This is a genomic window from Cellulomonas citrea, assembly GCF_009829685.1.
Taxonomy (GTDB): Bacteria; Actinomycetota; Actinomycetes; order Actinomycetales; family Cellulomonadaceae; genus Cellulomonas; species Cellulomonas citrea.
This window is the reverse complement of the sequence record NZ_VWSD01000005.1, coordinates 15,291-34,980: the sequence shown is the minus strand read 5'-3', so window position 1 is coordinate 34,980 and position 19,690 is coordinate 15,291. Positions and strand designations below refer to the sequence as shown.

At 70.0% G+C, this 19,690-nt stretch carries 33 protein-coding genes; 3 read left to right on the top strand and 30 right to left on the bottom strand.

Translation table 11 applies throughout. The features are described from left to right. Positions 1-26 precede the first annotated feature (26 nt). Positions 27-1,490 (top strand): polyprenol phosphomannose-dependent alpha 1,6 mannosyltransferase MptB, encoded by a 1,464-nt coding sequence (mptB, locus tag F2B26_RS01580; RefSeq protein WP_159805718.1) that lies wholly within the window; start codon positions 27-29, stop codon positions 1,488-1,490. A gap of 122 nt (positions 1,491-1,612) precedes the next feature. On the opposite strand, the gene F2B26_RS01575 is transcribed toward mptB, so the two are convergent. Continuing rightward, on the bottom strand, positions 1,613-2,476 hold the full coding sequence (locus tag F2B26_RS01575; protein WP_159805716.1) for a tRNA pseudouridine synthase A: 864 nt from the start codon (positions 2,474-2,476) through the stop codon (positions 1,613-1,615). A 32-nt stretch (positions 2,477-2,508) separates the two neighbouring features. Between F2B26_RS01575 and F2B26_RS01570 the strand changes: the two genes are divergently transcribed. Together F2B26_RS01570 and F2B26_RS01565 are read left to right on the top strand one after the other, a co-directional pair. After that, positions 2,509-3,270, top strand: a complete 762-nt coding sequence (locus F2B26_RS01570; protein WP_159805714.1) for an ROK family protein — start codon at positions 2,509-2,511, stop codon at positions 3,268-3,270. Between the two features lie 87 nt (positions 3,271-3,357). Beyond that, entirely contained in the window at positions 3,358-4,002 is a 645-nt protein-coding gene (locus tag F2B26_RS01565) for a hypothetical protein (protein ID WP_159805712.1), read from the top strand. Positions 4,003-4,070: 68 nt separating this feature from the next. Here F2B26_RS01565 and rplQ read toward each other — a convergent pair whose 3' ends face one another. The 29 genes from rplQ to rpsJ all read right to left on the bottom strand — a co-directional run bounded on the left by rplQ (position 4,071) and on the right by rpsJ (position 19,542). Further along, positions 4,071-4,607 (bottom strand): 50S ribosomal protein L17, encoded by a 537-nt coding sequence (gene rplQ, locus F2B26_RS01560; protein WP_159805710.1) that lies wholly within the window; start codon positions 4,605-4,607, stop codon positions 4,071-4,073. A 33-nt stretch (positions 4,608-4,640) separates the two neighbouring features. Then, entirely contained in the window at positions 4,641-5,654 is a 1,014-nt protein-coding gene (locus F2B26_RS01555) for a DNA-directed RNA polymerase subunit alpha (protein ID WP_159805708.1), read from the bottom strand. 128 nt (positions 5,655-5,782) lie between these two features. Further along, complete coding sequence (gene rpsK / locus F2B26_RS01550) at positions 5,783-6,184, bottom strand: 30S ribosomal protein S11 (RefSeq protein ID WP_159805706.1); 402 nt, start codon at positions 6,182-6,184, stop codon at positions 5,783-5,785. 30 nt (positions 6,185-6,214) lie between these two features. After that, positions 6,215-6,595, bottom strand: a complete 381-nt coding sequence (gene rpsM, locus F2B26_RS01545) for a 30S ribosomal protein S13 (RefSeq protein ID WP_159805703.1) — start codon at positions 6,593-6,595, stop codon at positions 6,215-6,217. A 149-nt stretch (positions 6,596-6,744) separates the two neighbouring features. Next, on the bottom strand, positions 6,745-6,858 hold the full coding sequence (gene rpmJ / locus F2B26_RS01540) for a 50S ribosomal protein L36 (RefSeq protein ID WP_159805701.1): 114 nt from the start codon (positions 6,856-6,858) through the stop codon (positions 6,745-6,747). 16 nt (positions 6,859-6,874) lie between these two features. Next, positions 6,875-7,096: a translation initiation factor IF-1 gene (gene infA, locus F2B26_RS01535; RefSeq protein ID WP_159805699.1), complete on the bottom strand. Its 222-nt coding sequence runs from the start codon at positions 7,094-7,096 to the stop codon at positions 6,875-6,877. 563 nt (positions 7,097-7,659) lie between these two features. After that, positions 7,660-8,250, bottom strand: coding sequence for an adenylate kinase (locus F2B26_RS01530; protein WP_159805697.1), 591 nt, complete (start codon positions 8,248-8,250; stop codon positions 7,660-7,662). Beyond that, on the bottom strand, positions 8,247-9,545 hold the full coding sequence (gene secY / locus F2B26_RS01525) for a preprotein translocase subunit SecY (RefSeq protein ID WP_159805695.1): 1,299 nt from the start codon (positions 9,543-9,545) through the stop codon (positions 8,247-8,249). Before secY ends, F2B26_RS01530 begins: the two co-directional genes overlap by 4 nt. A 155-nt stretch (positions 9,546-9,700) precedes the next feature. Next, complete coding sequence (gene rplO, locus F2B26_RS01520; RefSeq protein WP_159805693.1) at positions 9,701-10,357, bottom strand: 50S ribosomal protein L15; 657 nt, start codon at positions 10,355-10,357, stop codon at positions 9,701-9,703. After that, the gene (gene rpmD / locus F2B26_RS01515; RefSeq protein WP_159805691.1) at positions 10,357-10,539 is read right to left on the bottom strand and encodes a 50S ribosomal protein L30; all 183 of its coding nucleotides are present in this window, start codon (positions 10,537-10,539) and stop codon (positions 10,357-10,359) included. Before rpmD ends, rplO begins: the two co-directional genes overlap by 1 nt. Then, a complete protein-coding gene (rpsE, locus tag F2B26_RS01510) occupies positions 10,539-11,186 on the bottom strand; it encodes a 30S ribosomal protein S5 (RefSeq protein WP_159805689.1) in 648 nt (215 codons plus the stop codon). Before rpsE ends, rpmD begins: the two co-directional genes overlap by 1 nt. A gap of 34 nt (positions 11,187-11,220) precedes the next feature. Then, positions 11,221-11,592, bottom strand: a complete 372-nt coding sequence (gene rplR / locus F2B26_RS01505) for a 50S ribosomal protein L18 (protein WP_159805687.1) — start codon at positions 11,590-11,592, stop codon at positions 11,221-11,223. Between the two features lie 3 nt (positions 11,593-11,595). After that, entirely contained in the window at positions 11,596-12,135 is a 540-nt protein-coding gene (gene rplF / locus F2B26_RS01500; protein WP_159805685.1) for a 50S ribosomal protein L6, read from the bottom strand. A 27-nt stretch (positions 12,136-12,162) separates the two neighbouring features. Next, positions 12,163-12,561: a 30S ribosomal protein S8 gene (gene rpsH / locus F2B26_RS01495; protein WP_159805683.1), complete on the bottom strand. Its 399-nt coding sequence runs from the start codon at positions 12,559-12,561 to the stop codon at positions 12,163-12,165. Between the two features lie 69 nt (positions 12,562-12,630). Beyond that, entirely contained in the window at positions 12,631-12,816 is a 186-nt protein-coding gene (locus tag F2B26_RS01490; protein ID WP_159805681.1) for a type Z 30S ribosomal protein S14, read from the bottom strand. Between the two features lie 2 nt (positions 12,817-12,818). Further along, positions 12,819-13,388 carry a 50S ribosomal protein L5 gene (gene rplE, locus F2B26_RS01485; protein WP_159805679.1) on the bottom strand — a complete coding sequence of 190 codons (570 nt, stop codon included), beginning with the start codon at positions 13,386-13,388 and terminating at the stop codon, positions 12,819-12,821. Beyond that, the gene (rplX, locus tag F2B26_RS01480) at positions 13,388-13,735 is read right to left on the bottom strand and encodes a 50S ribosomal protein L24 (protein ID WP_159805677.1); all 348 of its coding nucleotides are present in this window, start codon (positions 13,733-13,735) and stop codon (positions 13,388-13,390) included. The genes rplE and rplX overlap by 1 nt, the downstream gene beginning before the upstream one ends. Positions 13,736-13,737: 2 nt before the next feature. Then, positions 13,738-14,106, bottom strand: a complete 369-nt coding sequence (rplN, locus tag F2B26_RS01475) for a 50S ribosomal protein L14 (protein WP_159805675.1) — start codon at positions 14,104-14,106, stop codon at positions 13,738-13,740. Between the two features lie 96 nt (positions 14,107-14,202). Beyond that, a complete protein-coding gene (rpsQ, locus tag F2B26_RS01470; protein WP_159805673.1) occupies positions 14,203-14,514 on the bottom strand; it encodes a 30S ribosomal protein S17 in 312 nt (103 codons plus the stop codon). Positions 14,515-14,519: 5 nt separating this feature from the next. Continuing rightward, entirely contained in the window at positions 14,520-14,759 is a 240-nt protein-coding gene (gene rpmC / locus F2B26_RS01465) for a 50S ribosomal protein L29 (protein ID WP_159805671.1), read from the bottom strand. After that, complete coding sequence (gene rplP / locus F2B26_RS01460) at positions 14,759-15,178, bottom strand: 50S ribosomal protein L16 (protein ID WP_159805669.1); 420 nt, start codon at positions 15,176-15,178, stop codon at positions 14,759-14,761. Before rplP ends, rpmC begins: the two co-directional genes overlap by 1 nt. 2 nt (positions 15,179-15,180) lie before the next feature. Further along, the gene (rpsC, locus tag F2B26_RS01455) at positions 15,181-16,014 is read right to left on the bottom strand and encodes a 30S ribosomal protein S3 (protein ID WP_159805667.1); all 834 of its coding nucleotides are present in this window, start codon (positions 16,012-16,014) and stop codon (positions 15,181-15,183) included. Continuing rightward, the gene (gene rplV, locus F2B26_RS01450) at positions 16,014-16,394 is read right to left on the bottom strand and encodes a 50S ribosomal protein L22 (protein ID WP_159805665.1); all 381 of its coding nucleotides are present in this window, start codon (positions 16,392-16,394) and stop codon (positions 16,014-16,016) included. The genes rpsC and rplV overlap by 1 nt, the downstream gene beginning before the upstream one ends. A gap of 52 nt (positions 16,395-16,446) precedes the next feature. Beyond that, positions 16,447-16,728 (bottom strand): 30S ribosomal protein S19, encoded by a 282-nt coding sequence (gene rpsS / locus F2B26_RS01445; protein WP_159805663.1) that lies wholly within the window; start codon positions 16,726-16,728, stop codon positions 16,447-16,449. Positions 16,729-16,743: 15 nt separating this feature from the next. After that, complete coding sequence (gene rplB, locus F2B26_RS01440) at positions 16,744-17,580, bottom strand: 50S ribosomal protein L2 (protein ID WP_159805661.1); 837 nt, start codon at positions 17,578-17,580, stop codon at positions 16,744-16,746. Positions 17,581-17,600: 20 nt separating this feature from the next. Beyond that, a complete protein-coding gene (gene rplW / locus F2B26_RS01435) occupies positions 17,601-17,903 on the bottom strand; it encodes a 50S ribosomal protein L23 (RefSeq protein WP_159805659.1) in 303 nt (100 codons plus the stop codon). Further along, positions 17,900-18,547 (bottom strand): 50S ribosomal protein L4, encoded by a 648-nt coding sequence (rplD, locus tag F2B26_RS01430; protein WP_159805657.1) that lies wholly within the window; start codon positions 18,545-18,547, stop codon positions 17,900-17,902. Before rplD ends, rplW begins: the two co-directional genes overlap by 4 nt. A 4-nt stretch (positions 18,548-18,551) precedes the next feature. Continuing rightward, positions 18,552-19,211 (bottom strand): 50S ribosomal protein L3, encoded by a 660-nt coding sequence (rplC, locus tag F2B26_RS01425; protein ID WP_159805655.1) that lies wholly within the window; start codon positions 19,209-19,211, stop codon positions 18,552-18,554. A 22-nt stretch (positions 19,212-19,233) separates the two neighbouring features. Beyond that, positions 19,234-19,542 (bottom strand): 30S ribosomal protein S10, encoded by a 309-nt coding sequence (rpsJ, locus tag F2B26_RS01420; protein ID WP_013117879.1) that lies wholly within the window; start codon positions 19,540-19,542, stop codon positions 19,234-19,236. Between the last annotated feature and the right edge of the window lie 148 nt (positions 19,543-19,690).

Genomic DNA, 19,690 nt, shown 5'->3' with positions numbered 1-19,690 from the left:
CTGGGGAAAACACCCCCGAGGAGAGCATGGACGGCACGATCGCCCTCGCCGCGCAGCGCGCGGCGCTCCTTGAGCGCACCACTGTGCGGTTCGGCGTGGTGGCCGGCTCGGGCTTCCTGGTGTCGGCCGCGACGGTGGCGGTCGCCGGCGCCGGCGGTTTCGCGCAGCAGGTGACGCTCCCGGCGCCCTGGAGCTTCTGGCCGACAGGGAGCGCGTCGTCCGAGGGCTGGCTGGCGATCGAGCTGCTGCTCGTCGCTCTGCTGTGCCTGCTGTGGTTCGTCCTGTCCCGGGCCTTCCTCGCGCTGCCGACGGCCGAACGACCCACGACGCCCTGGCTCGCAGGCGTGGCGGCGGTGTGGTCCCTGCCGTTCCTCATCGGTGGTCCGCTCGGCAGCCTGGACGTGTTCAGCTACGCCGCGGTGGGTCGTCTCGCCGAGCTCGGGCTGAACCCTTACCACGTCGGCCCCGGCATCCTCTCGGACGCCTACGCCGCCACAGTCAGCCCCATGTGGCGCACCACACCCACGCCGTACGGACCGCTGCAGGTCTCCCTGCTCAGGCTCCCGGCTGCGCTGGCCGGCACCGACGCCGGTGCGGCGATGCTCCTGGTCCGGCTCCTCGCCGTGGCCGGTCTCGCCGGGGCCGTCGCGGTGACGCTCCGCGCCGTCCGCGACCAGGACCGCACGGTGGTCCTGCTGCTCACGGCGCTCAACCCGCTCGTGCTCGTCACCATCGTGTCGGGCGCGCACCTCGACGTGCTGGTCGGGGCGCTCGCGGTCCTCGTGGTCCTGCTCGTCCGCTCGGGCCGCCCCGCATGGGCGATGGTCGCGGCGGTCGCCGCCTGCTTCATCAAGCTGCCGGGCGCCGTGCTCATCGGCTACGTCCTGCTGGACGCGCTGCGCCGCAGCCCCGCTCCCGTGCGCCGACGCGCGCTCGTCGGGGCGGTCGCGGCCGCCGCGGCCACCACAGGAGCGATCTGGCTGCTGGTCCCCGACGCCTTCGGCTGGGTCGGCGCCCTGGGGGTTCCGGGGACGACACGCGAAGGGATGGCCCCGAGCACCTGGGTCTCCTACCTTCTGGCAGCCGTGACGGGGAGCTTCACCGAACCCGCCCTCAGCTGGGCGTTCACGATCGGGCGGGTCCTCACAGCGGTCGCCGGCTCCGCAGCCGCGGGCCTCCTGCTGCTGCGCGCCACTGGTCGCGGCACCACGAAGGACGCCTACGCGGGGGTGGGCTGGGCGCTCGTCGTCGTGGCCGTGAGCGGCCCGTCGACGTACCCCTGGTACCTCACCTGGGGGTTGTTCGCCGTCGCGATCGGGTCGGGTGCCCGCGGACGCCGGGCGATCGCGGCACTCAGCGTGGTGCTGTGCGTCGTCGGGGTCTTCTCCGGCGGGCTGATCACGGTCGGCGCCCTCTGCCTCGTCATCGCCGGGGCATGGACGCTGATCCGACGGCGCCGTCCGGAGCTGCTCGCCATCCCCCTGGACTAGGCCGCGGCCGGACCGCTCCCCCGCGCGCCCGGCGCCTCCCGACCTTCGCCACGCGGACGAGCCGTCCTGTCTCCTGCCCTCGTCCGCGCTGTGCGGTCTCCCCCTCGGCGGACCGCGGTCCGTCAGTCGCAGCAGCCGCCCGGTTCGGGCAGTGAGCGTCGCGCTCGGGTTCGGTCCGCACGGTCGGCGAGTTCGCCGTCCGGCGGGTACTGCACGTCCTCCAGGGTGAGTCCGACCGCGGGGGCGACGGCCGCGCCCCGGCGCCCTTCGACCAGCAGCTGCGCCGGCCAGTCGACGTCGCGGCTGCCCTGGCCGACCGCGAGGCAGGCGCCCACGAGCGCACGCACCATCGAGTGGCAGAACGCGTCGGCCTGCACGTGCGCGACGAGCAGCCCGGCATCGGCCCCGTGCTGCGCCCGGAGCCAGCCGAAGGCCTCCAGGGTCCGGATGGTCGTGGCGCCCGGTCGCGGGCGGCAGAACGCGGCGAAGTCGTGCAGACCCTCGAGACGCCGTGCCGCGTCGTCCATCGCCCCGACCTCGAGCGGGTGCCGGTGCCACAGCACGTAGCCACGGGTCCACGGGTCCGGCGGGACGGCCCCGTCCCGCACCCGGTACGCGTAGGTGCGCCGCAGGGCGGAGAACCGCGCGTCGAACCCGTCCGCCGCCACCCGCGCCTCCCGCACGACGACGTCCGCCGGCAGCACACCCGCCAGCCGTCGGACCAGCACCTGAGGCCCCGCGGCACCGTCACGGGCCCGGAGCGCGGCCAGCCGGTCCGCGTCGACGTCCAGGTGGGCGACCTGCCCGCGGGCGTGCACACCGGCGTCGGTACGGCCGGCGACCACGAGGCGCACCTCGTCCCGCAGCACCGTCGCCAGCCCGTCCTCCAGCACACCCTGCACGGTGCGCAGGCCAGGCTGTCGCGCCCAGCCCGCGAAGTCGGTGCCCACGTAGGCCAGGTCGAGTCGCAGCCGCACGGTGGTCACGGCGCACCACCGTATCGGCGTTAGGTTGGGACGTGACCTCCGACCCGTTCACTCTGGCCGTCGACTGCGGCGGCGGCGGCATCAAGGCCTCGGTGCTCGACGCCGCCGGGACCCTGCACGCACCGGCGGTCCGGGTGCCCACGCCCTATCCGCTGCCCCCGGAGCGCCTGGTCGAGACCGTCGTGGAGCTGGCGGCGGGCCTCCCCCGTGCGGACCGACTCACGGTGGGCATGCCGGGGATGATCCGGCACGGCGTCGTCGTCTCGACCCCGCACTACATCAACCGCGCCGGACCCCGGACCGCGCCGCTGCCTGAGCTGGTGAGCGCCTGGGCGGGCTGCGACATCCGAGCACTCCTGTCGCAGCGGCTCTCGCTGCCCACCCTGGTGCTCAACGACGCCCAGGTGCACGGCGCCGGCGTCGTCTCCGGCACGGGCGTGGAGCTCGTGCTCACGCTGGGCACAGGGCTGGGGTGGGCCCTGTTCGACGGCGGCCGGCTGGCACCGCACCTGGAGATGTCGCACGCCCCGGTGACCCGCGCCACCACGTACGACTCGTACATCGGCCAGCCTGAGCGCGCCCGGCTCGGCGACGCCCTGTGGTCCCGCCGGGTGCGCCGCGTGGTCGACGGGCTACGCCCCGTGGTGGCCTGGGACCGGCTGTATCTCGGCGGCGGCAACTCCCGTCGGGTGAGCGCCCAGGTGCTCGACCGCCTCGGCGACGACGTGGTCGTGGTGCCGAACGCCGCCGGCATCGTCGGGGGTGTGCGGGCCTGGACCCTCGACGCCGGCTGACCCTCGTCGGCGCCCGGTGTCGTTCGTCCGGGTGATTCCGCGCAGCGGGGCTGGGCTGCCCGGACCGCGCGAACGTAGCCTGACCGCGTGTCGCATTTTGGTGGGTTTGCCCGGTCACCCCGGCTCGTCGCTCGGCTGGTGGCCGACCGCGGGCTGCACGCCCCCGAGGCGCCGGGTCCGGACTTCGCCCGCGGCCGGCTGATCGCTCCGGGGCTTCGGCAGCTGGCCGTCGGCGTGCGCGGCCGTGCCGTGCTCGGTCCGGTCGACCCCGCCGAGCACGGCGGCTGGGAGGACTGCACGCACAGGGCTGTGCGTGGGCTGTCCGCCCTGCCCGCCCCGCGGCACATGACGCTACGGGCCGGCGGCCACGCCCGGGTCGAGACCTACGTCGCGGACGACGTGTTCGGCAGCTCGCGGCTGCTGATCCTCGACCAGCTGCTCGCGAGCACGCTGCGGATCGAACGGCCCGACCACGGCGTCCTCGTCGTGGCTCCCAACCGTCACCTGCTCGCCGTCCACGTGCTCGAGCAGATCGAGGAGGTCGCGCCGGCACTCGCACTGCTCGGCGAGCTGGCGGTGGTCGAGCACCGCATCGCTGACCCCGTGAGCCCGTGGGTCTACTACCGCGCACCCGACGGGCGGCTCTCGCTGCTCACCGTCTCCCCCACGCGCAACGACCTCGACGAGGCGTTCGGCACCGCGCTGCAGCGGATGGCGGGCCCGAGCGCCTGAGGCCGCACCCGACGCACGACGAAGGGCCCGCACCCTCGGGGTGCGGGCCCTTCGCGTACTGCCAGGACTCAGGCCTCGTCGGCCTTGTCGGCCGCAGCGGACTCGGCCGGCTCGACCTCGGCGGCGTCGGTCGTCGGCTCGGCCTCGACGGCCTCCGCGGCCTCGACGGTCTCCTCGACCTCGACGACCGGGGCAGCCTTGGCCGCGGCCTTCGTCGCCTCGCGCACGACCTGCTGCTTCGGCGAGACCGGCTCGAGCACGAGCTCGATGACGGCCATGGGGGCGTTGTCGCCCTTGCGCGGGCCGATCTTGGTGATCCGCGTGTAGCCGCCCTCGCGGTCAGCCATGGCCGGCGCGATCTGCGTGAACAGCTCGTGCACCACGGACTTGTCGCGAACGACGGTCAGCACCCGGCGACGGGCGTGCAGGTCACCGCGCTTGGCGAAGGTGATGAGACGCTCGGCCAGCGGACGCACCCGCTTGGCCTTGGCCTCGGTGGTCGTGATGGACCGGTGCTCGAAGAGCTGGGTCGCGAGGTGCGCGAGGATCAGCCGCTCGTGAGCCGGACCGCCACCCAGGCGCGGACCCTTGGTGGGCGTGGGCATCGTCGTTCACTCCTTGGGAAGGTCGAGAAAAGGTCAGAACTGCTCGTCGTCGGCGAAGTCGCCCTCGTCGTCGGCGTAGTAGCCGGCCGACGTGCTGGGGTCGAAGTCGAGAGGCGAGTCCTTGAGGGTCAGCCCGAGCTCGGCGAGCTTCTCCTTCACCTCGACGATCGACTTGGCGCCGAAGTTGCGGATGTCGAGCAGGTCCGCCTCGGAACGCGCCACGAGCTCACCCACCGTGTGGATGCCCTCGCGCTTGAGGCAGTTGTACGACCGGATGGTCAGCTGCAGGTCCTCGATCGGCAGGGCCAGGTCGGCGGCGAGGGCGGCGTCCGTCGGGGACGGGCCGATCTCGATGCCCTCGGCCTCGACGTTGAGCTCACGCGCCAGGCCGAACAGCTCGACGAGCGTCTTGCCGGCGCTGGCCAGCGCGTCCCGCGGGCTGATCGCCGGCTTGGTCTCGACGTCGACGACGAGCTTGTCGAAGTCCGTGCGCTGCTCGACGCGGGTCGCCTCGACCTTGTAGGTCACCTTGAGCACCGGCGAGTAGATCGAGTCGACCGGGATCCGGCCGATCTCGGCGTCGAACGCCTTGTTCTGGTTGGCCGACACGTAGCCGCGACCGCGCTCGACCGTGAGCTCGATCTCCAGCTTGCCCTTGTCGTTGAGCGTCGCCAGGTGAAGGTCGGGGTTGTGCACCTCGACACCGGCCGGCGGCACGATGTCGGCCGCGGTGACCGCACCCGGGCCCTGCTTGCGCAGGTACATGACGACCGGCTCGTCGTTCTCCGAGGAGACGACGAGGTTCTTGATGTTGAGGATGAGCTCGGTGACATCCTCCTTGACGCCGGGCACGGTGGAGAACTCGTGCAGCACGCCGTCGATGCGGATGCTCGTGACCGCCGCACCCGGGATGGAGGACAGCAGGGTCCGACGCAGGGAGTTCCCGAGCGTGTAGCCGAAGCCCGGCTCGAGCGGCTCGATCGAGAACCGCGAGCGGTACTCGGAGATGACCTCTTCGGTCAGGGTGGGGCGCTGTGCGATGAGCACGGTGTGGTTCCTCTCAGCGGGCGTCCGCCATATGACGCCCCGCAGGTGTGGTGCACGCCGCTCGGTCTCGGTCCACCGAACGGCCGGTCGAGCCGGTGCCAGGGGCAGCCCCGGCACCGGCTGAGAGGTCAGACGCGGCGGCGCTTCGGCGGACGGCAGCCGTTGTGAGCCTGGGGCGTGACGTCCTGGATCGAGCCGACCTCGAGGCCGGTCGCGGTGAGCGAGCGGATCGCGGTCTCACGGCCGGAGCCGGGGCCCTTGACGAACACGTCGACCTTCTTCATGCCGTGCTCCTGGGCCCGACGGGCAGCGGCCTCGGCCGCGAGCTGCGCGGCGAACGGGGTCGACTTGCGCGAGCCCTTGAACCCGACCTGGCCGGACGAGGCCCAGGCGATGACGGCACCCGACGGGTCCGTGATCGACACGATCGTGTTGTTGAAGGTGCTCTTGATGTGCGCCTGCCCGTAGGCGACGTTCTTCTTCTCCTTGCGGCGCGGCTTGCGCACGCTTGCGCGGGTCTTCGGGGGCATTCTCGTCTTCTCTCAGGTCTACGGGGGGCGCTACTTGCGCCCGGCCTTCTTCTTGCCGGCCACGGTGCGCTTCGGGCCCTTGCGGGTGCGCGCGTTGGTCTTGGTGCGCTGACCGCGCACCGGAAGCCCGCGGCGGTGACGCAGACCCTGGTAGCAGCCGATCTCGACCTTGCGGCGGATGTCGGCGGCGACCTCGCGGCGCAGGTCACCCTCGAGCTTGAAGTTGCCCTCGAGGTAGTCGCGCAGCGTCACGAGCTGGGCGTCGGTGAGGTCCTTCACGCGCACGTCCGGGCTGATGCCGGTGGCGGCGAGGGTCTGGTCGGCGCGCGTGCGGCCGACCCCGTAGATGTAGGTGAGAGCGATCTCGACCCGCTTCTCGCGGGGGAGGTCGACTCCGATCAGACGTGCCATGTGCCTTCCGGCTCCCTGTACTGCGTCGGAGGTCCTCCGCACCGCCGTCCCGCTGACTCGCGGGCCCCGGCCTCCGACCGGGGGTTCATCGCGCAGAGCGCGATGTGACGGTGCGCTGACCGGCCCTGCTGGGCCGGGTGCGTCGGGCCTCAGCCCTGGCGCTGCTTGTGCCGCGGGTTCTCGCAGATGACCTGGACGCGACCGTGCCGGCGAATCACCTTGCACTTGTCGCAGATCGTCTTGACGCTCGGCTTGACCTTCATCGGATGTCCTTGCTCATCACTTGTAGCGGTAGACGATGCGACCGCGGGACAGGTCGTACGGGGTGAGCTCCACCACGACCCGATCCTCAGGGAGGATCCGGATGTAGTGCTGGCGCATCTTGCCCGAGATCGTGGCGAGCACACGGTGGCCGTTGGACAGCTCCACGCGGAACATCGCGTTCGGCAGTGCCTCGACCACGGAGCCCTCGATCTCGATGACACCGTCCTTCTTGGCCATGTCCTCCGCTAACTCTCTGACGTTGGTAGACGAGCCGCGCGAGCGCGCACCAACCATCCCCACAAGGTGTGCGGAGGAAGGTGGCGCACCCGGCCAACCAGGGCCCCGTCACTGGTCACCACGGGGATGACACCAACGAGGTCAGGGCAGGCAGCACGAACCCGACGGATCAGTGTAAGGCACGGTCGGGCATGATCGCGACCCGCGTGCGCCGCACGCGCTCGAGGCGATGTCGCCACCCGCTCCCGTCGGCGCGAGCAGGAAGGTCTCCGGCGGCCGTACGGGCCCCGAGAGCGTCCGGCCGAGCCGGGCTCCTCCGCTCGCGAACCTCACGCCTCATCGCGCCGGAACACTGAGCAGACTGCCACGCCGGCACGGACAGCTCTCGGTGACGCGCCGGCGCACGCTGCGCCCTGCACCTCGTCATCAGATCCCCGTCCGGTCGGTGCCGGACGACGAGCAGCCGCCTCTGGGCGCCAGCCACGCACCGAGCCGCCAGCACTCCCCCGGTTCAGGCGAGGTGCGCATCGCCGCACGGCGCGAGCACCCGCCCCGCTCCCGCTCTACTGCGGCAGCTCGCCCGTGAACTGCTCGATGGTCGCCAGCAGACGGCCGGTCACCTCGTCGACCTCACCAAGGCCGTCGACCTGGGCGAGGATGCCCCGGTTGACGTAGATCTCGGCCAACGGCGAGGTCTGCTCGGCGTAGACCGAGAGCCGGTGCCGGATGACGTCCTCGGTGTCGTCGACCCGTCCCTCGATCTGCGCGCGCTTGAGGAGCCGCGCCGTCACGACATCGGGGTCGACCGCCAGCTCGATGACCAGGTCGAGCTCGTGGTCGTCGGCCGCCAGCAGCGCGTCGAGCGCCGCCGCCTGGGCCCCGTTGCGCGGGTATCCGTCGAGCAGGAAGCCGTCGGCCGCGTCCGGCTGCGCGAGCCGGTCCGCGATGAGGGCGTCGGTGAGCTCGTCAGGAACCAGGTGGCCCTTCGACGTGTAGCCGACGACCTGACGGCCGAGCTCGGTGTCCCCGGCGATGTTGGCCCGGAAGATGTCACCGGTGGAGATCGTCGGGACACCCAGACGCTCGGCGAGGCGCACGGCCTGCGTGCCCTTGCCTGCACCAGGAGGACCGAACAGCACCAGACGCACGCTCATCGCAGGAACCCCTCGTAGTGCCGCTGCTGCAGCTGCGACTCGATCTGCTTGACCGTCTCGAGGCCGACACCGACCACGATGAGGATCGAGCTGCCGCCGAACGGGATGTTCTGGCCGACGTTCATCACGATGAACGTGACCGTCGGGATGAGGGCCACGATCGCCAGGTAGAGCGACCCCGGGGTGGTGATCCGGGTGATCACGTAGTCGAGGTACTCGGCGGTCGGCCGCCCGGCACGGATGCCGGGGATGAAGCCCCCGTAGGACTTCATGTTGTCCGCGACCTCGTCCGGGTTGAACGTGATCGCCGTGTAGAAGAAGCAGAAGAAGATGATGAGCACGACGTAGAGCACGAGGTGCAGCGGCGCCGAGGACAGCGCCAGGTTCGCCTGGATCCACTGCACCCAGCCGGCCGTCTGGTCGCCGAACCGCGCGATGAGGGTCGGCACCTGGAGCAGCGAGGCGGCGAAGATGATCGGGATCACGCCGGCCATGTTGATCTTGATCGGGATGTAGGTGCTCGAGCCGCCGTACATGCGCCGACCGACCATCCGCTTGGCGTACTGCACCGGGATGCGTCGCTGGGACTGCTCGACGAAGACCACGAGCCCGATCACCAGGACGATGACGAGCATCGCGATGATGAACTTGCCGACACCGCCGGCGCCGCCGGCGATCGACCACATGGCGGTCGGGAAGTTGGCCGCGATCGAGGTGAAGATCAGCAGCGACATGCCGTTGCCGACACCGCGCTCGGTGATGAGCTCGCCGAGCCACATGATGAGGCCGGTCCCGGCCGTCATCGTGATGATCATGATGGCCAGCGTGAGCAGGCTGTCGTCCGGGATGACCGACTTGGTGCAGCCGGTGAAGAAGTTGCCGCTGCGGACGGTCGCGATGATCGTCGTCGACTGCAGGACCGCCAGGCCGATGGTGAGGTACCGGGTGTACTGGGTCAGCTTGGTGGTGCCCGACTGACCTTCCTTGTGCAGCTCCTCGAAGCGCGGGATCACCACGCGCAGCAGCTGGATGATGATGCTCGCCGTGATGTACGGCATGATCCCCAGCGCGAAGACGGACAGCTGCAGGAGCGCGCCACCGCTGAAGAGGCTGATCGACCCCAGCAGGGTGTCGTTCGAGCCGGCCTGCTCGATGCAGGCCTGGACGTTGGAGTACGAGATGCCCGGCGTCGGCAGGAACGAACCGATCCGGAACACGACCATGATGCCGATCGTGAAGAGCAGCTTGCGCCGCAGGTCGGGCGTCTTGAACGCCCGCACGAATGCGCTGAACACCTGTCCTCCTGGGCCGCCCTGCGGCGACGGTCTCGCGGTCGGCGGGGCGCCGACCGGCGGGGTCCGGGTGTGCGCCTACGCCCCGGAGCACCCTAGCCGATACGACCGGACGCGGGTCGACGCCGTCCTACGACGTCGACCCGCGTCCGAGACGTTCAGCCGTTCGTCACGCTCCCGCCGGCAGCGAGGATCTTGTCCTTCGCCGAGGCAGACAGCTTGTCGACGTCGACCGTGAGCTTGACCGCGACCTCACCGGTGCCGAGCACCTTGACGGGAGCACCCTTGCGGACCGCACCCTTCGCGACCAGGTCGGCCACGGTGACGTCGCCGCCGGACGGGTACAGCTCGGCCAACCGGGAGAGGTTGACGACCTGGTACTCGGTGCGGAACGGGTTCTTGAAGCCGCGCAGCTTGGGCAGCCGCATGTGCAGCGGCATCTGCCCGCCCTCGAAGGCGGCAGGGACCTGGTACCGGGCCTTCGTGCCCTTGGTACCACGACCTGCCGTCTTGCCCTTGGACGCCTCACCACGACCCACACGGGTCTTGGGGGTGTGCGCACCCGGGGCCGGACGCAGGTGGTGCACGCGCAGCGTGCCGCCGTGGCCCTGCTCGACCGGCTTGGCGACGGGCTCGGCCTTCGCCTTGGCGGGGGCCTTGGTCGCCTTCGCCTTGGGCGCGGCGGCCTTGGCGGCCGTGCCCTCGGACGTGGCGGTCGCCTCAGCCTTGGCCGCGGCCGGCTTCTTGGCGGCGGCCCGGGGGGCCTTCGCCTTGGGCGCCTCGTCGGCCGTCACGTCAGCCTTCTCGTCCGCCATCAGTCCACCTCCTCGACCGCGACCAGGTGGCGCACCGTGGTGACCATGCCGCGGATCTCGGGACGGTCCGCCTTGACGACGACGTCACCGATCCGCTTCAGGCCCAGGGAGCGCAACGTGTCGCGCTGGTTCTGCTTGCCGCCGATGGCGGACTTCAACTGGGTCACCTTGAGCTGGGCCATCAGGCACCCACCTTCGCTGCCTCTGCCTTGGCGGCCAGACCGGCGGCCTGGGCGCGCAGGATGGCCGCGGGCACGACGTGGTCGGTCGGCAGGCCACGACGGGCGGCGACAGCCTCGGGCTGCTCCAGACCCTTGAGAGCCGCGACCGTCGCGTGCACGATGTTGATCGAGTTGGACGAGCCCAGCGACTTGCTCAGCACGTCGTGGATGCCGGCGCACTCGAGCACGGCGCGCACCGGACCACCGGCGATCACACCGGTACCCGGCGAGGCCGGACGCATGAACACGACACCGGCCGCGGCCTCACCCTGGACGGGGTGCGGGATGGTGCCCTGGATGCGCGGGACGCGGAAGAAGTTCTTCTTCGCCTCCTCGACACCCTTGGCGATCGCCGCGGGCACCTCCTTGGCCTTGCCGTAGCCGACACCGACGGTGCCGTCGCCGTCACCGACGACGACCAGCGCGGTGAAGGAGAACCGGCGGCCACCCTTGACGACCTTGGCCACGCGGTTGATGGTCACGACGCGCTCGAGGAACGCGCTCTTCTCGGCGGCCTCGCGCCGCCCACCCTCACGACGGCCACCGTCGCGGCGGTCGCCGCCGGTGCCGCCCTGGGCACCGGTGTTGCTGCGAGCTGGTGCAGCCATCAGATGGTCCTCTTCTTCGTCTTCGTCGTCGTGGTCACAGGGACAGACCGCCCTCGCGTGCGCCGTCCGCCACCGCGGCCACACGGCCGTGGTACTTGTTGCCGCCGCGGTCGAACACGACGGCCTCGACACCCTTGGCCTTCGCGCGCTCGGCGACGAGCTCGCCGATCTTGCGGGCCTTGGCGGTCTTGTCGCCGGCCAGGTCACGCAGCGACGACTCGATGGTCGACGCGGACGCGAGCGTCTGGCCGATGGTGTCGTCGACGACCTGGGCCGTGATGTGCCGGGCCGAACGGGTGACGACGAGGCGCGGACGGGCCGGCGTGCCGGTGACCTTCTTGCGCAGGCGCAGGTGACGGCGCTGGCGCGCGATCTGCTTGCCCTTGCCCTTGATGGAGATGGCCATGGCTTACTTCCCAGCCTTTCCGACCTTGCGACGCACGACCTCGTCCGCGTACCGCACACCCTTGCCCTTGTAGGGCTCCGGCTTGCGGATCTTGCGGATGTTGGCGGCGACCTCGCCCACCTGCTGCTTGTCGATGCCCGAGACCGAGAACTTCGTCGGCGACTCGACCTGGAACGAGATGCCCTCGGGCGCCTTGACCGGCACCGGGTGGCTGAAGCCGAGCGCGAACTCGAGGTCCGAACCCTTGGCCTGCACGCGGTAACCGGTACCGACGATCTCGAGCTTCTTCGTGTAGCCCTCGGTCACACCCGTGACCAGGTTGGCCAGCAGCGTGCGCGTGAGGCCGTGCAGCGAGCGCGATGCGCGCTCGTCGTCCGGGCGGGTCACCACGAGGGCTCCCTGCTCGTCCTTGGCGACCGCGATGGGCGCCGGCACCGTGTGCGTGAGGGTGCCCTTGGGGCCCTTCACCGTCACCACGGCGTCCTGGATGCTGACCTCGACGCCGGCCGGAACCGGGACGGGGACCTTGCCGATACGAGACATGGCTGTTCTCCTTCCGTCTCGGGGGGGTTACCAGACGTAGGCGAGGACTTCCCCGCCCACACCCTTCTTGGCGGCCTGCTTGTCGGTCAGCAGGCCGGAGGACGTGGACAGGATCGCCACGCCGAGGCCGCCGAGCACCTTGGGCAGGTTGGTCGACTTCGCGTACACACGCAGGCCCGGCTTGGACACACGCTTGACCCCCGCGAGCGCGCGCTCGCGGTCCGGGCCGTACTTGAGCGTGACCACGAGCTCGGAGCCGACGGAGGCCTCCTGCGTGGTCCAGCCTGCGATGTAGCCCTCGGCCACGAGGATCTCGGCGATCCGGGCCTTGAGCTTGGAGTAGGGAATCGTCACCGAGTCGTGGTGCGCGGAGTTCGCGTTGCGGATCCGCGTCAGGAAGTCGGCGATCGGGTCGGTCATGGTCATCGGGCGTCAGCCCTTCCTGCCGGGGTATCCGTGCGCAGAGTGCACGGACCTACCGGCGTAGGGAGTCGGTTACCAGCTGCTCTTGGTGACACCGGGCAGCTCGCCGCGGTGCGCCATCTCGCGCACGCAGATGCGGCAGAGGCCGAACTTCTGGTACACGGCGCGCGGCCGGCCGCAGCGCTGGCAGCGCGTGTAGGCACGGACGGCGAACTTCTGCTTGCCGGTCGCCTTGTTGACGAGGGCGGTCTTCGCCATGGTCAGTTCTCCTTGAACGGGAAGCCGAGGAGCTTGAGGAACGCGCGCCCCTCGTCATCGGTCGTCGCAGTGGTGACGACCGTGATGTCCATGCCGCGGACGCGGTCGATCTTGTCCTGGTCGATCTCGTGGAAGACCGACTGCTCGGTGAGCCCGAAGGTGTAGTTGCCGTTGCCGTCGAACTGCTGCGCCGACAGCCCACGGAAGTCGCGGATGCGCGGCAGCGCGGTCGACAGCAGCCGGTCCAGGAACTCCCAGGCACGGTCGCCGCGGAGCGTGACGTGCGCACCGATCGGCATGCCCTCGCGCAGCTTGAACTGGGCGATGGACTTGCGGGCCCGGGTCACGGTCGGCTTCTGACCGGTGATCAGCGTGAGGTCGCGCACAGCGCCCTCGATGAGCTTGGAGTCCTTGGCGGCCTCACCGACGCCCATGTTGACGACGACCTTGACCAGGCGCGCCACCTCGTTGACGTTGGCGTGCCCGAACTGCTCGAGCAGCGCCGGCTTGATCTCCTCGGCGTACTTCGTCTTCAGACGAGGAAGCTCGGGGGCCTCGACGGTGGTGGTCATCAGACGTCCTTCCCGGAGCGCTTGGCGACGCGGACCCGGACGGTGCGGGTGCGGCCGTCACGCTCGACCTGCTCGGAGCGGTAGCCGACCCGGGTGCCCTTCTTGGTCTCCGGGTCCACCAGCATGACGTTGCTGATGTGGATCGGGGCCTCGACGTTCTCGATGCCGCCGGTGCGCGTGCCCCGGTTCGTCGTGCCGGCCTTGGTGTGCTTGGTCACCCGGTGGATGCCCTCGACGACGACGCGGTCACGGTCGGTGAGCACCTCCAGGACACGACCCTGCTTGCCGCGGTCCTTGCGGGAGCCCGAGATGACGACGACGAGGTCGCCCTTCTTGATCTTGGCCATGGTCAGATCACCTCCGGTGCGAGCGAAATGATCTTCATGAACTTCTTGTCGCGAAGCTCGCGACCGACCGGGCCGAAGATGCGGGTACCGCGCGGCTCCCCGTCGTTCTTGAGGATCACCGCAGCGTTCTCGTCGAACTTGATGTACGAGCCGTCGGGCCGACGGCGCTCCTTGACGGTGCGCACGACGACCGCCTTGACGACGTCGCCCTTCTTGACGTTGCCGCCGGGGATGGCGTCCTTGACGGTGGCGACGATGACGTCACCGATGCCGGCGTAGCGACGGCCCGAGCCGCCGAGCACGCGGATGCAGAGGATCTCCTTCGCACCCGTGTTGTCGGCGACTCGAAGTCGCGACTCCTGCTGGATCATTGACCTGCTCCTGTCGTCTGGCGGGTTCTCGGCTCATCCCGTGCGGGGATCCGAGCCTGGCCGAACGGATGGTTTGGCTCCGGCTGGGCCGGAGTACTACTTGGCCTTCTCGAGGACCTCGACCAGACGCCAGCGCTTGGTGGCCGACAGCGGACGGGTCTCCATGATGAGGACGAGGTCGCCGACGCCGGCCGTGCCGAGCTCGTCGTGCACCTTGACCTTGCTCGTACGGCGGATGACCTTGCCGTACAGCGCGTGCTTCACGCGGTCCTCGACCTCGACCACGATCGTCTTGTCCATCTTGTCGGACACGACGTAACCGCGACGGGTCTTGCGGTAGGGGCGTGCCTCGGCCACAGCCGTCGTCGACGGCTTGTCGGCCGCGGGGGCCTTCTCGTTCGCGCTCATCGTCCTCACTCGCTCGCGCTCGGGGCAGTACGGATACCGAGCTCACGCTCACGCAGGACCGTGTAGATCCGTGCGATGTCGCGCTTCACGGCCTTGAGCCGACCGTGGCTCTCCAGCTGACCGGTCGCCGACTGGAAGCGGAGGTTGAACAGCTCCTCCTTGGCCTTCTTCAGCTCGGCCACCAGCTTGTCGTCGTCGAACGTGTCGAGCTCGCTCGTCGCGAGCTCCGGGGTCCCGATCGTCATCAGCTGGCACCTCCTTCACGAACGATGAAACGGGTCTTCATCGGCAGCTTGTGCTGGGCGCGGCGCATGGCCTCACGGGCCAGCTCCTCGTCCACACCGGCCAGCTCGAACATGACCCGACCGGGCTTGACGTTGGCGATCCACCACTCCGGCGAGCCCTTACCGGAACCCATACGGGTCTCAGCGGGCTTCTTGGTGAGCGGACGGTCCGGGAAGATGTTGATCCAGACCTTGCCACCACGCTTGATGTGGCGGGTCATCGCGATACGAGCGGCCTCGATCTGCCGGTTGGTGACGTACGCCGGCTCGAGAGCCTGGATGCCGTACTCGCCGAAGGAGATCGTCGTGCCGCCGGTCGCAGCGCCCGAGCGACCCGGGTGGTGCTGCTTGCGGTGCTTCAGCCTGCGCGGGATCAGCATGGTCAGGCCTCCGTTCCGGTGGCGGTGGTCTCGGCCGGAGCCGCGGCGGACGCCTCGGCGGCGGCGGGGGCGCCCTCACGGTCGCGGCGCGGTCCGCCGGCACGCGGGCCGCGGTCGCCGCCGCGCTCGGGACGGTCACCACGCGGGCCGCGGGACGGACGCGGTGCGGCCGTCGCCTGCTCGCGGGCGAACTCCTTCTCGGTCATGTCGCCCTTGTAGACCCAGACCTTCACGCCGATGCGGCCGAAGGTGGTGCGGGCCTCGAAGAAGCCGTAGTCGATGTTCGCGCGCAGCGTGTGCAGCGGGACGCGACCCTCACGGTAGAACTCCGTGCGGCTCATCTCCGCGCCGCCGAGGCGACCGGAGACCTGCACCCGGATGCCCTTGGCACCAGCGCGCTGGGCCGACTGGATGCCCTTGCGCATGGCGCGACGGAACGACACACGGCTCGCGAGCTGCTCGGCGATGCCCTGAGCCACCAGCTGCGCCTCGATCTCGGGGTTCTTCACCTCGAGGATGTTGAGCTGCACCTGCTTGCCCGTGAGCTTCTCGAGCTCGCCACGGATGCGGTCGGCCTCGGCACCACGCCGGCCGATGACGATGCCCGGCCGAGCGGTGTGGATGTCGACGCGGACGCGGTCACGGGTGCGCTCGATCTCGACGCGAGCGATGCCCGCGCGCTCGAGACCGGTGCCCATGAGCTTGCGGATCTTCACGTCCTCGCGCACGTAGTCGCGGTAGCGCTGACCCGTCTTCGTCGAGTCCGCGAACCAACGGCTGCGGTGGTCGGTGGTGATGCCCAGGCGATACCCGAGCGGGTTGACCTTCTGTCCCACTAGCGGGTCCTTCCCTTCTGGCTGTCCGTGCGCTCGCGCTCGGCGACCACCACGGTGATGTGGCTGGTCCGCTTGAGGATCCGACCGGCACGACCCTGCGCCCGCGGCCGGAACCGCTTGAGCGTCGGGCCCTCGTCGACGAACGCCTCGCTGATGTAGAGCGCCGACTCGTCCAGACGCTGTCCGTCGCGGCGAGCACCCTCACGGGCGTTCGCGATCGCGGACTCGACGACCTTGAGCACGGGCTCGCTGGCCGCCTGCGGCGCGAACCGCAGCACGGCCACCGCCTCTTCGGCTCGCTTGCCCCGCACCAGGTCGACCACGCGTCGGGCCTTCATGGGCGTGACGCGGATGAACCGCGCCTTCGCCGTGGCTTCCATCGCTGTCCTGCCTTCTTCTTCTGCCGTCAGGCGTCGCACACCGACCCGGGGGTCAGCGACGACGGCCCTTCCGGTCGTCCTTCTCGTGCCCGCGGAACGTCCGGGTGGGGGCGAACTCGCCGAGCTTGTGCCCGACCATCGACTCGGTGACGAACACCGGCGTGTGCTTGCGACCGTCGTGGACCGCAAAGGTGTGGCCCAGGAAGTCGGGCGTGATCACCGAACGGCGCGACCACGTCTTGATGACGTTCTTGGTCCCGGCCGCGTTCTGCGAGTCGACCTTCTTCTGCAGGTGGCCGTCGACGAACGGGCCCTTCTTGAGGCTGCGAGGCATTCTCCAGGGCTCCTATCAGCGCTTCTTGCCGGTACGCCGACGGCGCACGATGAGCTTGTCGCTCGCCTTGTTCGGGCGGCGGGTACGTCCCTCGGGCTGGCCCCAGGGGCTGACGGGGTGACGACCACCGGACGTCTTGCCCTCACCACCACCGTGCGGGTGGTCGATCGGGTTCATCGCCACACCACGGACGGTCGGGCGCTTGCCCTTCCACCGCGAGCGGCCGGCCTTGCCCCAGTTGATGTTCGACTGCTCGGCGTTGCCGACCTCGCCGATCGTCGCGCGGCAGCGCAGGTCGACGTTGCGGATCTCGCCGGACGGCATGCGCAACTGCGCGTACGGCCCGTCCTTGGCGACCAGCTGCACCGAGGTGCCGGCCGAGCGGGCGATCTTCGCGCCGCCGCCGGGCTTCAGCTCGATGGCGTGGATGACCGTACCGGTCGGGATGTTGCGCAGCGGCAGCGAGTTGCCCGGCTTGATGTCCGCGCCGGCACCGTTCTCGATCGTGTCGCCCTGGGCCAGCTTGTTCGGCGCCAGGATGTAGCGCTTCTCGCCGTCCGCGTAGTGCAGCAGCGCGATCCGCGCCGTGCGGTTCGGGTCGTACTCGATGTGCGCGACCTTGGCCGGCACGCCGTCCTTGTCGTGGCGACGGAAGTCGATCACGCGGTAGGCGCGCTTGTGCCCACCACCCTTGTGGCGGGTCGTGATGCGACCGGTCGAGTTGCGACCGCCGGACTTGGTGAGCGGCCGGACGAGGGACTTCTCCGGCGTCGTCCGCGTGATCTCAGCGAAGTCTGCGACGGAGGAGCCACGACGGCCAGGCGTCGTCGGCTTGTACTTACGGATTCCCATGATTCCTCACTCGCTCCGCGTCAGCCGACCGGTCCGCCGAAGATGTCGATCGTGCCCTCGCGGAGGGTGACGATCGCACGCTTCGTGGACTTGCGGCGGCCGAGGCCGGTACGGGTGCGCCGCACCTTGCCCTGACGGTTGGCCGTGTTGACCGAGTCGACCTTGACGCCGAAGACCTGCTCGACAGCGATCTTGATCTCGGTCTTGTTCGCCCGCGGGTCGACGAGGAAGGTGTACTTGCCCTCGTCGAGCAGGCCGTAGCTCTTCTCGGAGACGACCGGCGCGATGAGGATGTCGCGCGGGTCCTTGCCGACGCTGGTCACTTGCCCTCCTGGTCAGTGCGGCCGAGGAACGCGTCGAGCGCGCCGGCCGTGAACACGACGTCGTCGGAGACGAGCACGTCGTAGGTGTTGAGCTGGTCGACGACGAGCAGGTGGACCCGCTCGACGTTGCGCAGCGACTTCCACGTGGTCTCGTCGTTCCGCTCGACCACGACGAGCACGTGCCGACGCTCGGAGAGCGTGTCGAGCACGGCGATCGCCGTCTTGGTCGACGGGGCGTCGCCCACGGCGAAGCCGGTGACGACGTGGACGCGGCCGGCGCGAGCCCGGTCGGAGAGGGCACCGCGCAGGGCGGCCGCCTTCATCTTCTTGGGGGTGCGCTGGCTGTAGTCACGCGGCTGCGGGCCGTGCACCGTGCCACCGCCGGCGAACTGCGGCGCACGGGTCGACCCCTGACGCGCGCGGCCGGTGCCCTTCTGCTTGTAAGGCTTGCGCCCACCGCCGGACACCTCCCCGCGAGTCTTCGTGGAGTGCGTGCCCTGGCGTGCCGCAGCGAGCTGCGCGACGACGACCTGGTGGATGAGCGGAACGTTCGTGGGCGCGTCGAACACCTCGGCGGGCAGCTCGGCCGTACCGGCCACCGCGCCCTTCGGGTCGACCACGTCGACGGTCAGCGTGTCGGACATGGGATCACGCGCCCTTCACTGCGGAGCGGACGAGGACGACGCCGCCACGGGGCCCGGGAACCGCACCCTTGAGGAGCAGCAGGCCCTTCTCGGCGTCGACCGCGTGCACGGTCAGGTTCTGCACGGTGAGCTTGTCGCCACCCATCCGGCCGGCCATCTTCAGGCCACGGAACACCCGGGACGGGGTCGAGGCCTCACCGATCGAACCGGGCTTGCGGTGGTTGCGGTGCGAACCGTGCGACGCGCTCACGCCCTTGAAGCCGTGACGCTTCATGACACCGGCGAAGCCCTTGCCCTTGGTGGTGCCGGAGACGTCGACCTTGGAGCCGGCCTCGAACACGTCGGCGGCGATCTCCTGGCCGAGGCTGTACTCCGCGGCGTTGTTGGTGCGCACCTCGGCGACGAAGCGACGAGGCGTGACACCCGCCTTCTCGAAGTGGCCGCGCAGCGGCTGCGTCACCTTGCGGGGGTCGATCTGGCCGGTCGCGAGCTGCACGGCCGTGTAGCCGTCAGTCTCCTGCGAGCGGACCTGGGTCACGACGTTGGTGCCGACGTTGACGACGGTCACCGGGACGAGACGCCCGGCCTCGTCCCACACCTGGGTCATGCCCAGCTTGGTGCCGAGGAGCGCCGTGACGGGACGGTTGTTCTGCGGGGTAACCATGACGATCAGTTCCTTCCCGCCGTCACAGCTTGATTTCGATGTTCACGTCCGCGGGCAGGTCGAGACGCATGAGCGAGTCGACCGCCTTCGGCGTGGGATCGATGATGTCGATGAGACGCTTGTGAGTACGCATCTCGAAGTGCTCGCGGCTGTCCTTGTACTTGTGGGGCGACCGGATGACGCAGAAGACGTTCTTCTCCGTCGGCAACGGCACCGGGCCCACGACCGACGCACCAGCGCGAGTCACCGTGTCGACGATCTTGCGCGCCGAGCTGTCGATGACCTCGTGGTCGTAGGACTTGAGCCGGATGCGGATCTTCTGTCCCGCCATGGCGTCGTCTACTTCTCTCTCTTCGAACCGGTCCGTCCTACCGACCCCCGCACTCGGGCGTGTCGCTCTTGCGACCCATCTCCGCGCGCGAACCTTGACACGCGGGATCGGTGGTTGCGGTCGAGCTCCACCACCAGGTCTCCCCGGG

Coding starts and splice junctions, on each gene's coding strand:
- mptB (WP_159805718.1), top strand. CDS start 27: ATGGACGGCACGATCGCCCTCGCCGCGCAGCGCGCGGCGCTCCTTGAG.
- rpmJ (WP_159805701.1), bottom strand. CDS start 6,858: ATGAAGGTCAAGCCGAGCGTCAAGACGATCTGCGACAAGTGCAAGGTG.
- rpsQ (WP_159805673.1), bottom strand. CDS start 14,514: ATGAGCGCGAACGAGAAGGCCCCCGCGGCCGACAAGCCGTCGACGACG.
- rpsK (WP_159805706.1), bottom strand. CDS start 6,184: ATGCCCCCGAAGACCCGCGCAAGCGTGCGCAAGCCGCGCCGCAAGGAG.
- rplD (WP_159805657.1), bottom strand. CDS start 18,547: ATGTCCGACACGCTGACCGTCGACGTGGTCGACCCGAAGGGCGCGGTG.
- rplB (WP_159805661.1), bottom strand. CDS start 17,580: ATGGGAATCCGTAAGTACAAGCCGACGACGCCTGGCCGTCGTGGCTCC.
- infA (WP_159805699.1), bottom strand. CDS start 7,096: ATGGCCAAGAAGGACGGTGTCATCGAGATCGAGGGCTCCGTGGTCGAG.
- rpsE (WP_159805689.1), bottom strand. CDS start 11,186: ATGGCTGCACCAGCTCGCAGCAACACCGGTGCCCAGGGCGGCACCGGC.
- rplF (WP_159805685.1), bottom strand. CDS start 12,135: ATGTCTCGTATCGGCAAGGTCCCCGTCCCGGTTCCGGCCGGCGTCGAG.
- rpsH (WP_159805683.1), bottom strand. CDS start 12,561: ATGACCATGACCGACCCGATCGCCGACTTCCTGACGCGGATCCGCAAC.
- rpsJ (WP_013117879.1), bottom strand. CDS start 19,542: ATGGCGGGACAGAAGATCCGCATCCGGCTCAAGTCCTACGACCACGAG.
- F2B26_RS01530 (WP_159805697.1), bottom strand. CDS start 8,250: ATGAGCGTGCGTCTGGTGCTGTTCGGTCCTCCTGGTGCAGGCAAGGGC.
- rplC (WP_159805655.1), bottom strand. CDS start 19,211: ATGGTTACCCCGCAGAACAACCGTCCCGTCACGGCGCTCCTCGGCACC.
- rpsS (WP_159805663.1), bottom strand. CDS start 16,728: ATGCCTCGCAGCCTCAAGAAGGGCCCGTTCGTCGACGGCCACCTGCAG.
- rplO (WP_159805693.1), bottom strand. CDS start 10,357: ATGGCGGACGAGAAGGCTGACGTGACGGCCGACGAGGCGCCCAAGGCG.
- rplN (WP_159805675.1), bottom strand. CDS start 14,106: ATGATCCAGCAGGAGTCGCGACTTCGAGTCGCCGACAACACGGGTGCG.
- rplV (WP_159805665.1), bottom strand. CDS start 16,394: ATGGAAGCCACGGCGAAGGCGCGGTTCATCCGCGTCACGCCCATGAAG.
- rplQ (WP_159805710.1), bottom strand. CDS start 4,607: ATGCCCACGCCCACCAAGGGTCCGCGCCTGGGTGGCGGTCCGGCTCAC.
- rpmC (WP_159805671.1), bottom strand. CDS start 14,759: ATGACGATCGGGACCCCGGAGCTCGCGACGAGCGAGCTCGACACGTTC.
- rplP (WP_159805669.1), bottom strand. CDS start 15,178: ATGCTGATCCCGCGCAGGCTGAAGCACCGCAAGCAGCACCACCCGGGT.
- rplR (WP_159805687.1), bottom strand. CDS start 11,592: ATGGCCATCTCCATCAAGGGCAAGGGCAAGCAGATCGCGCGCCAGCGC.
- rpmD (WP_159805691.1), bottom strand. CDS start 10,539: ATGGCCCAGCTCAAGGTGACCCAGTTGAAGTCCGCCATCGGCGGCAAG.
- rplX (WP_159805677.1), bottom strand. CDS start 13,735: ATGGCCAAGATCAAGAAGGGCGACCTCGTCGTCGTCATCTCGGGCTCC.
- rplE (WP_159805679.1), bottom strand. CDS start 13,388: ATGACCACCACCGTCGAGGCCCCCGAGCTTCCTCGTCTGAAGACGAAG.
- F2B26_RS01490 (WP_159805681.1), bottom strand. CDS start 12,816: ATGGCGAAGACCGCCCTCGTCAACAAGGCGACCGGCAAGCAGAAGTTC.
- rpsM (WP_159805703.1), bottom strand. CDS start 6,595: ATGGCACGTCTGATCGGAGTCGACCTCCCCCGCGAGAAGCGGGTCGAG.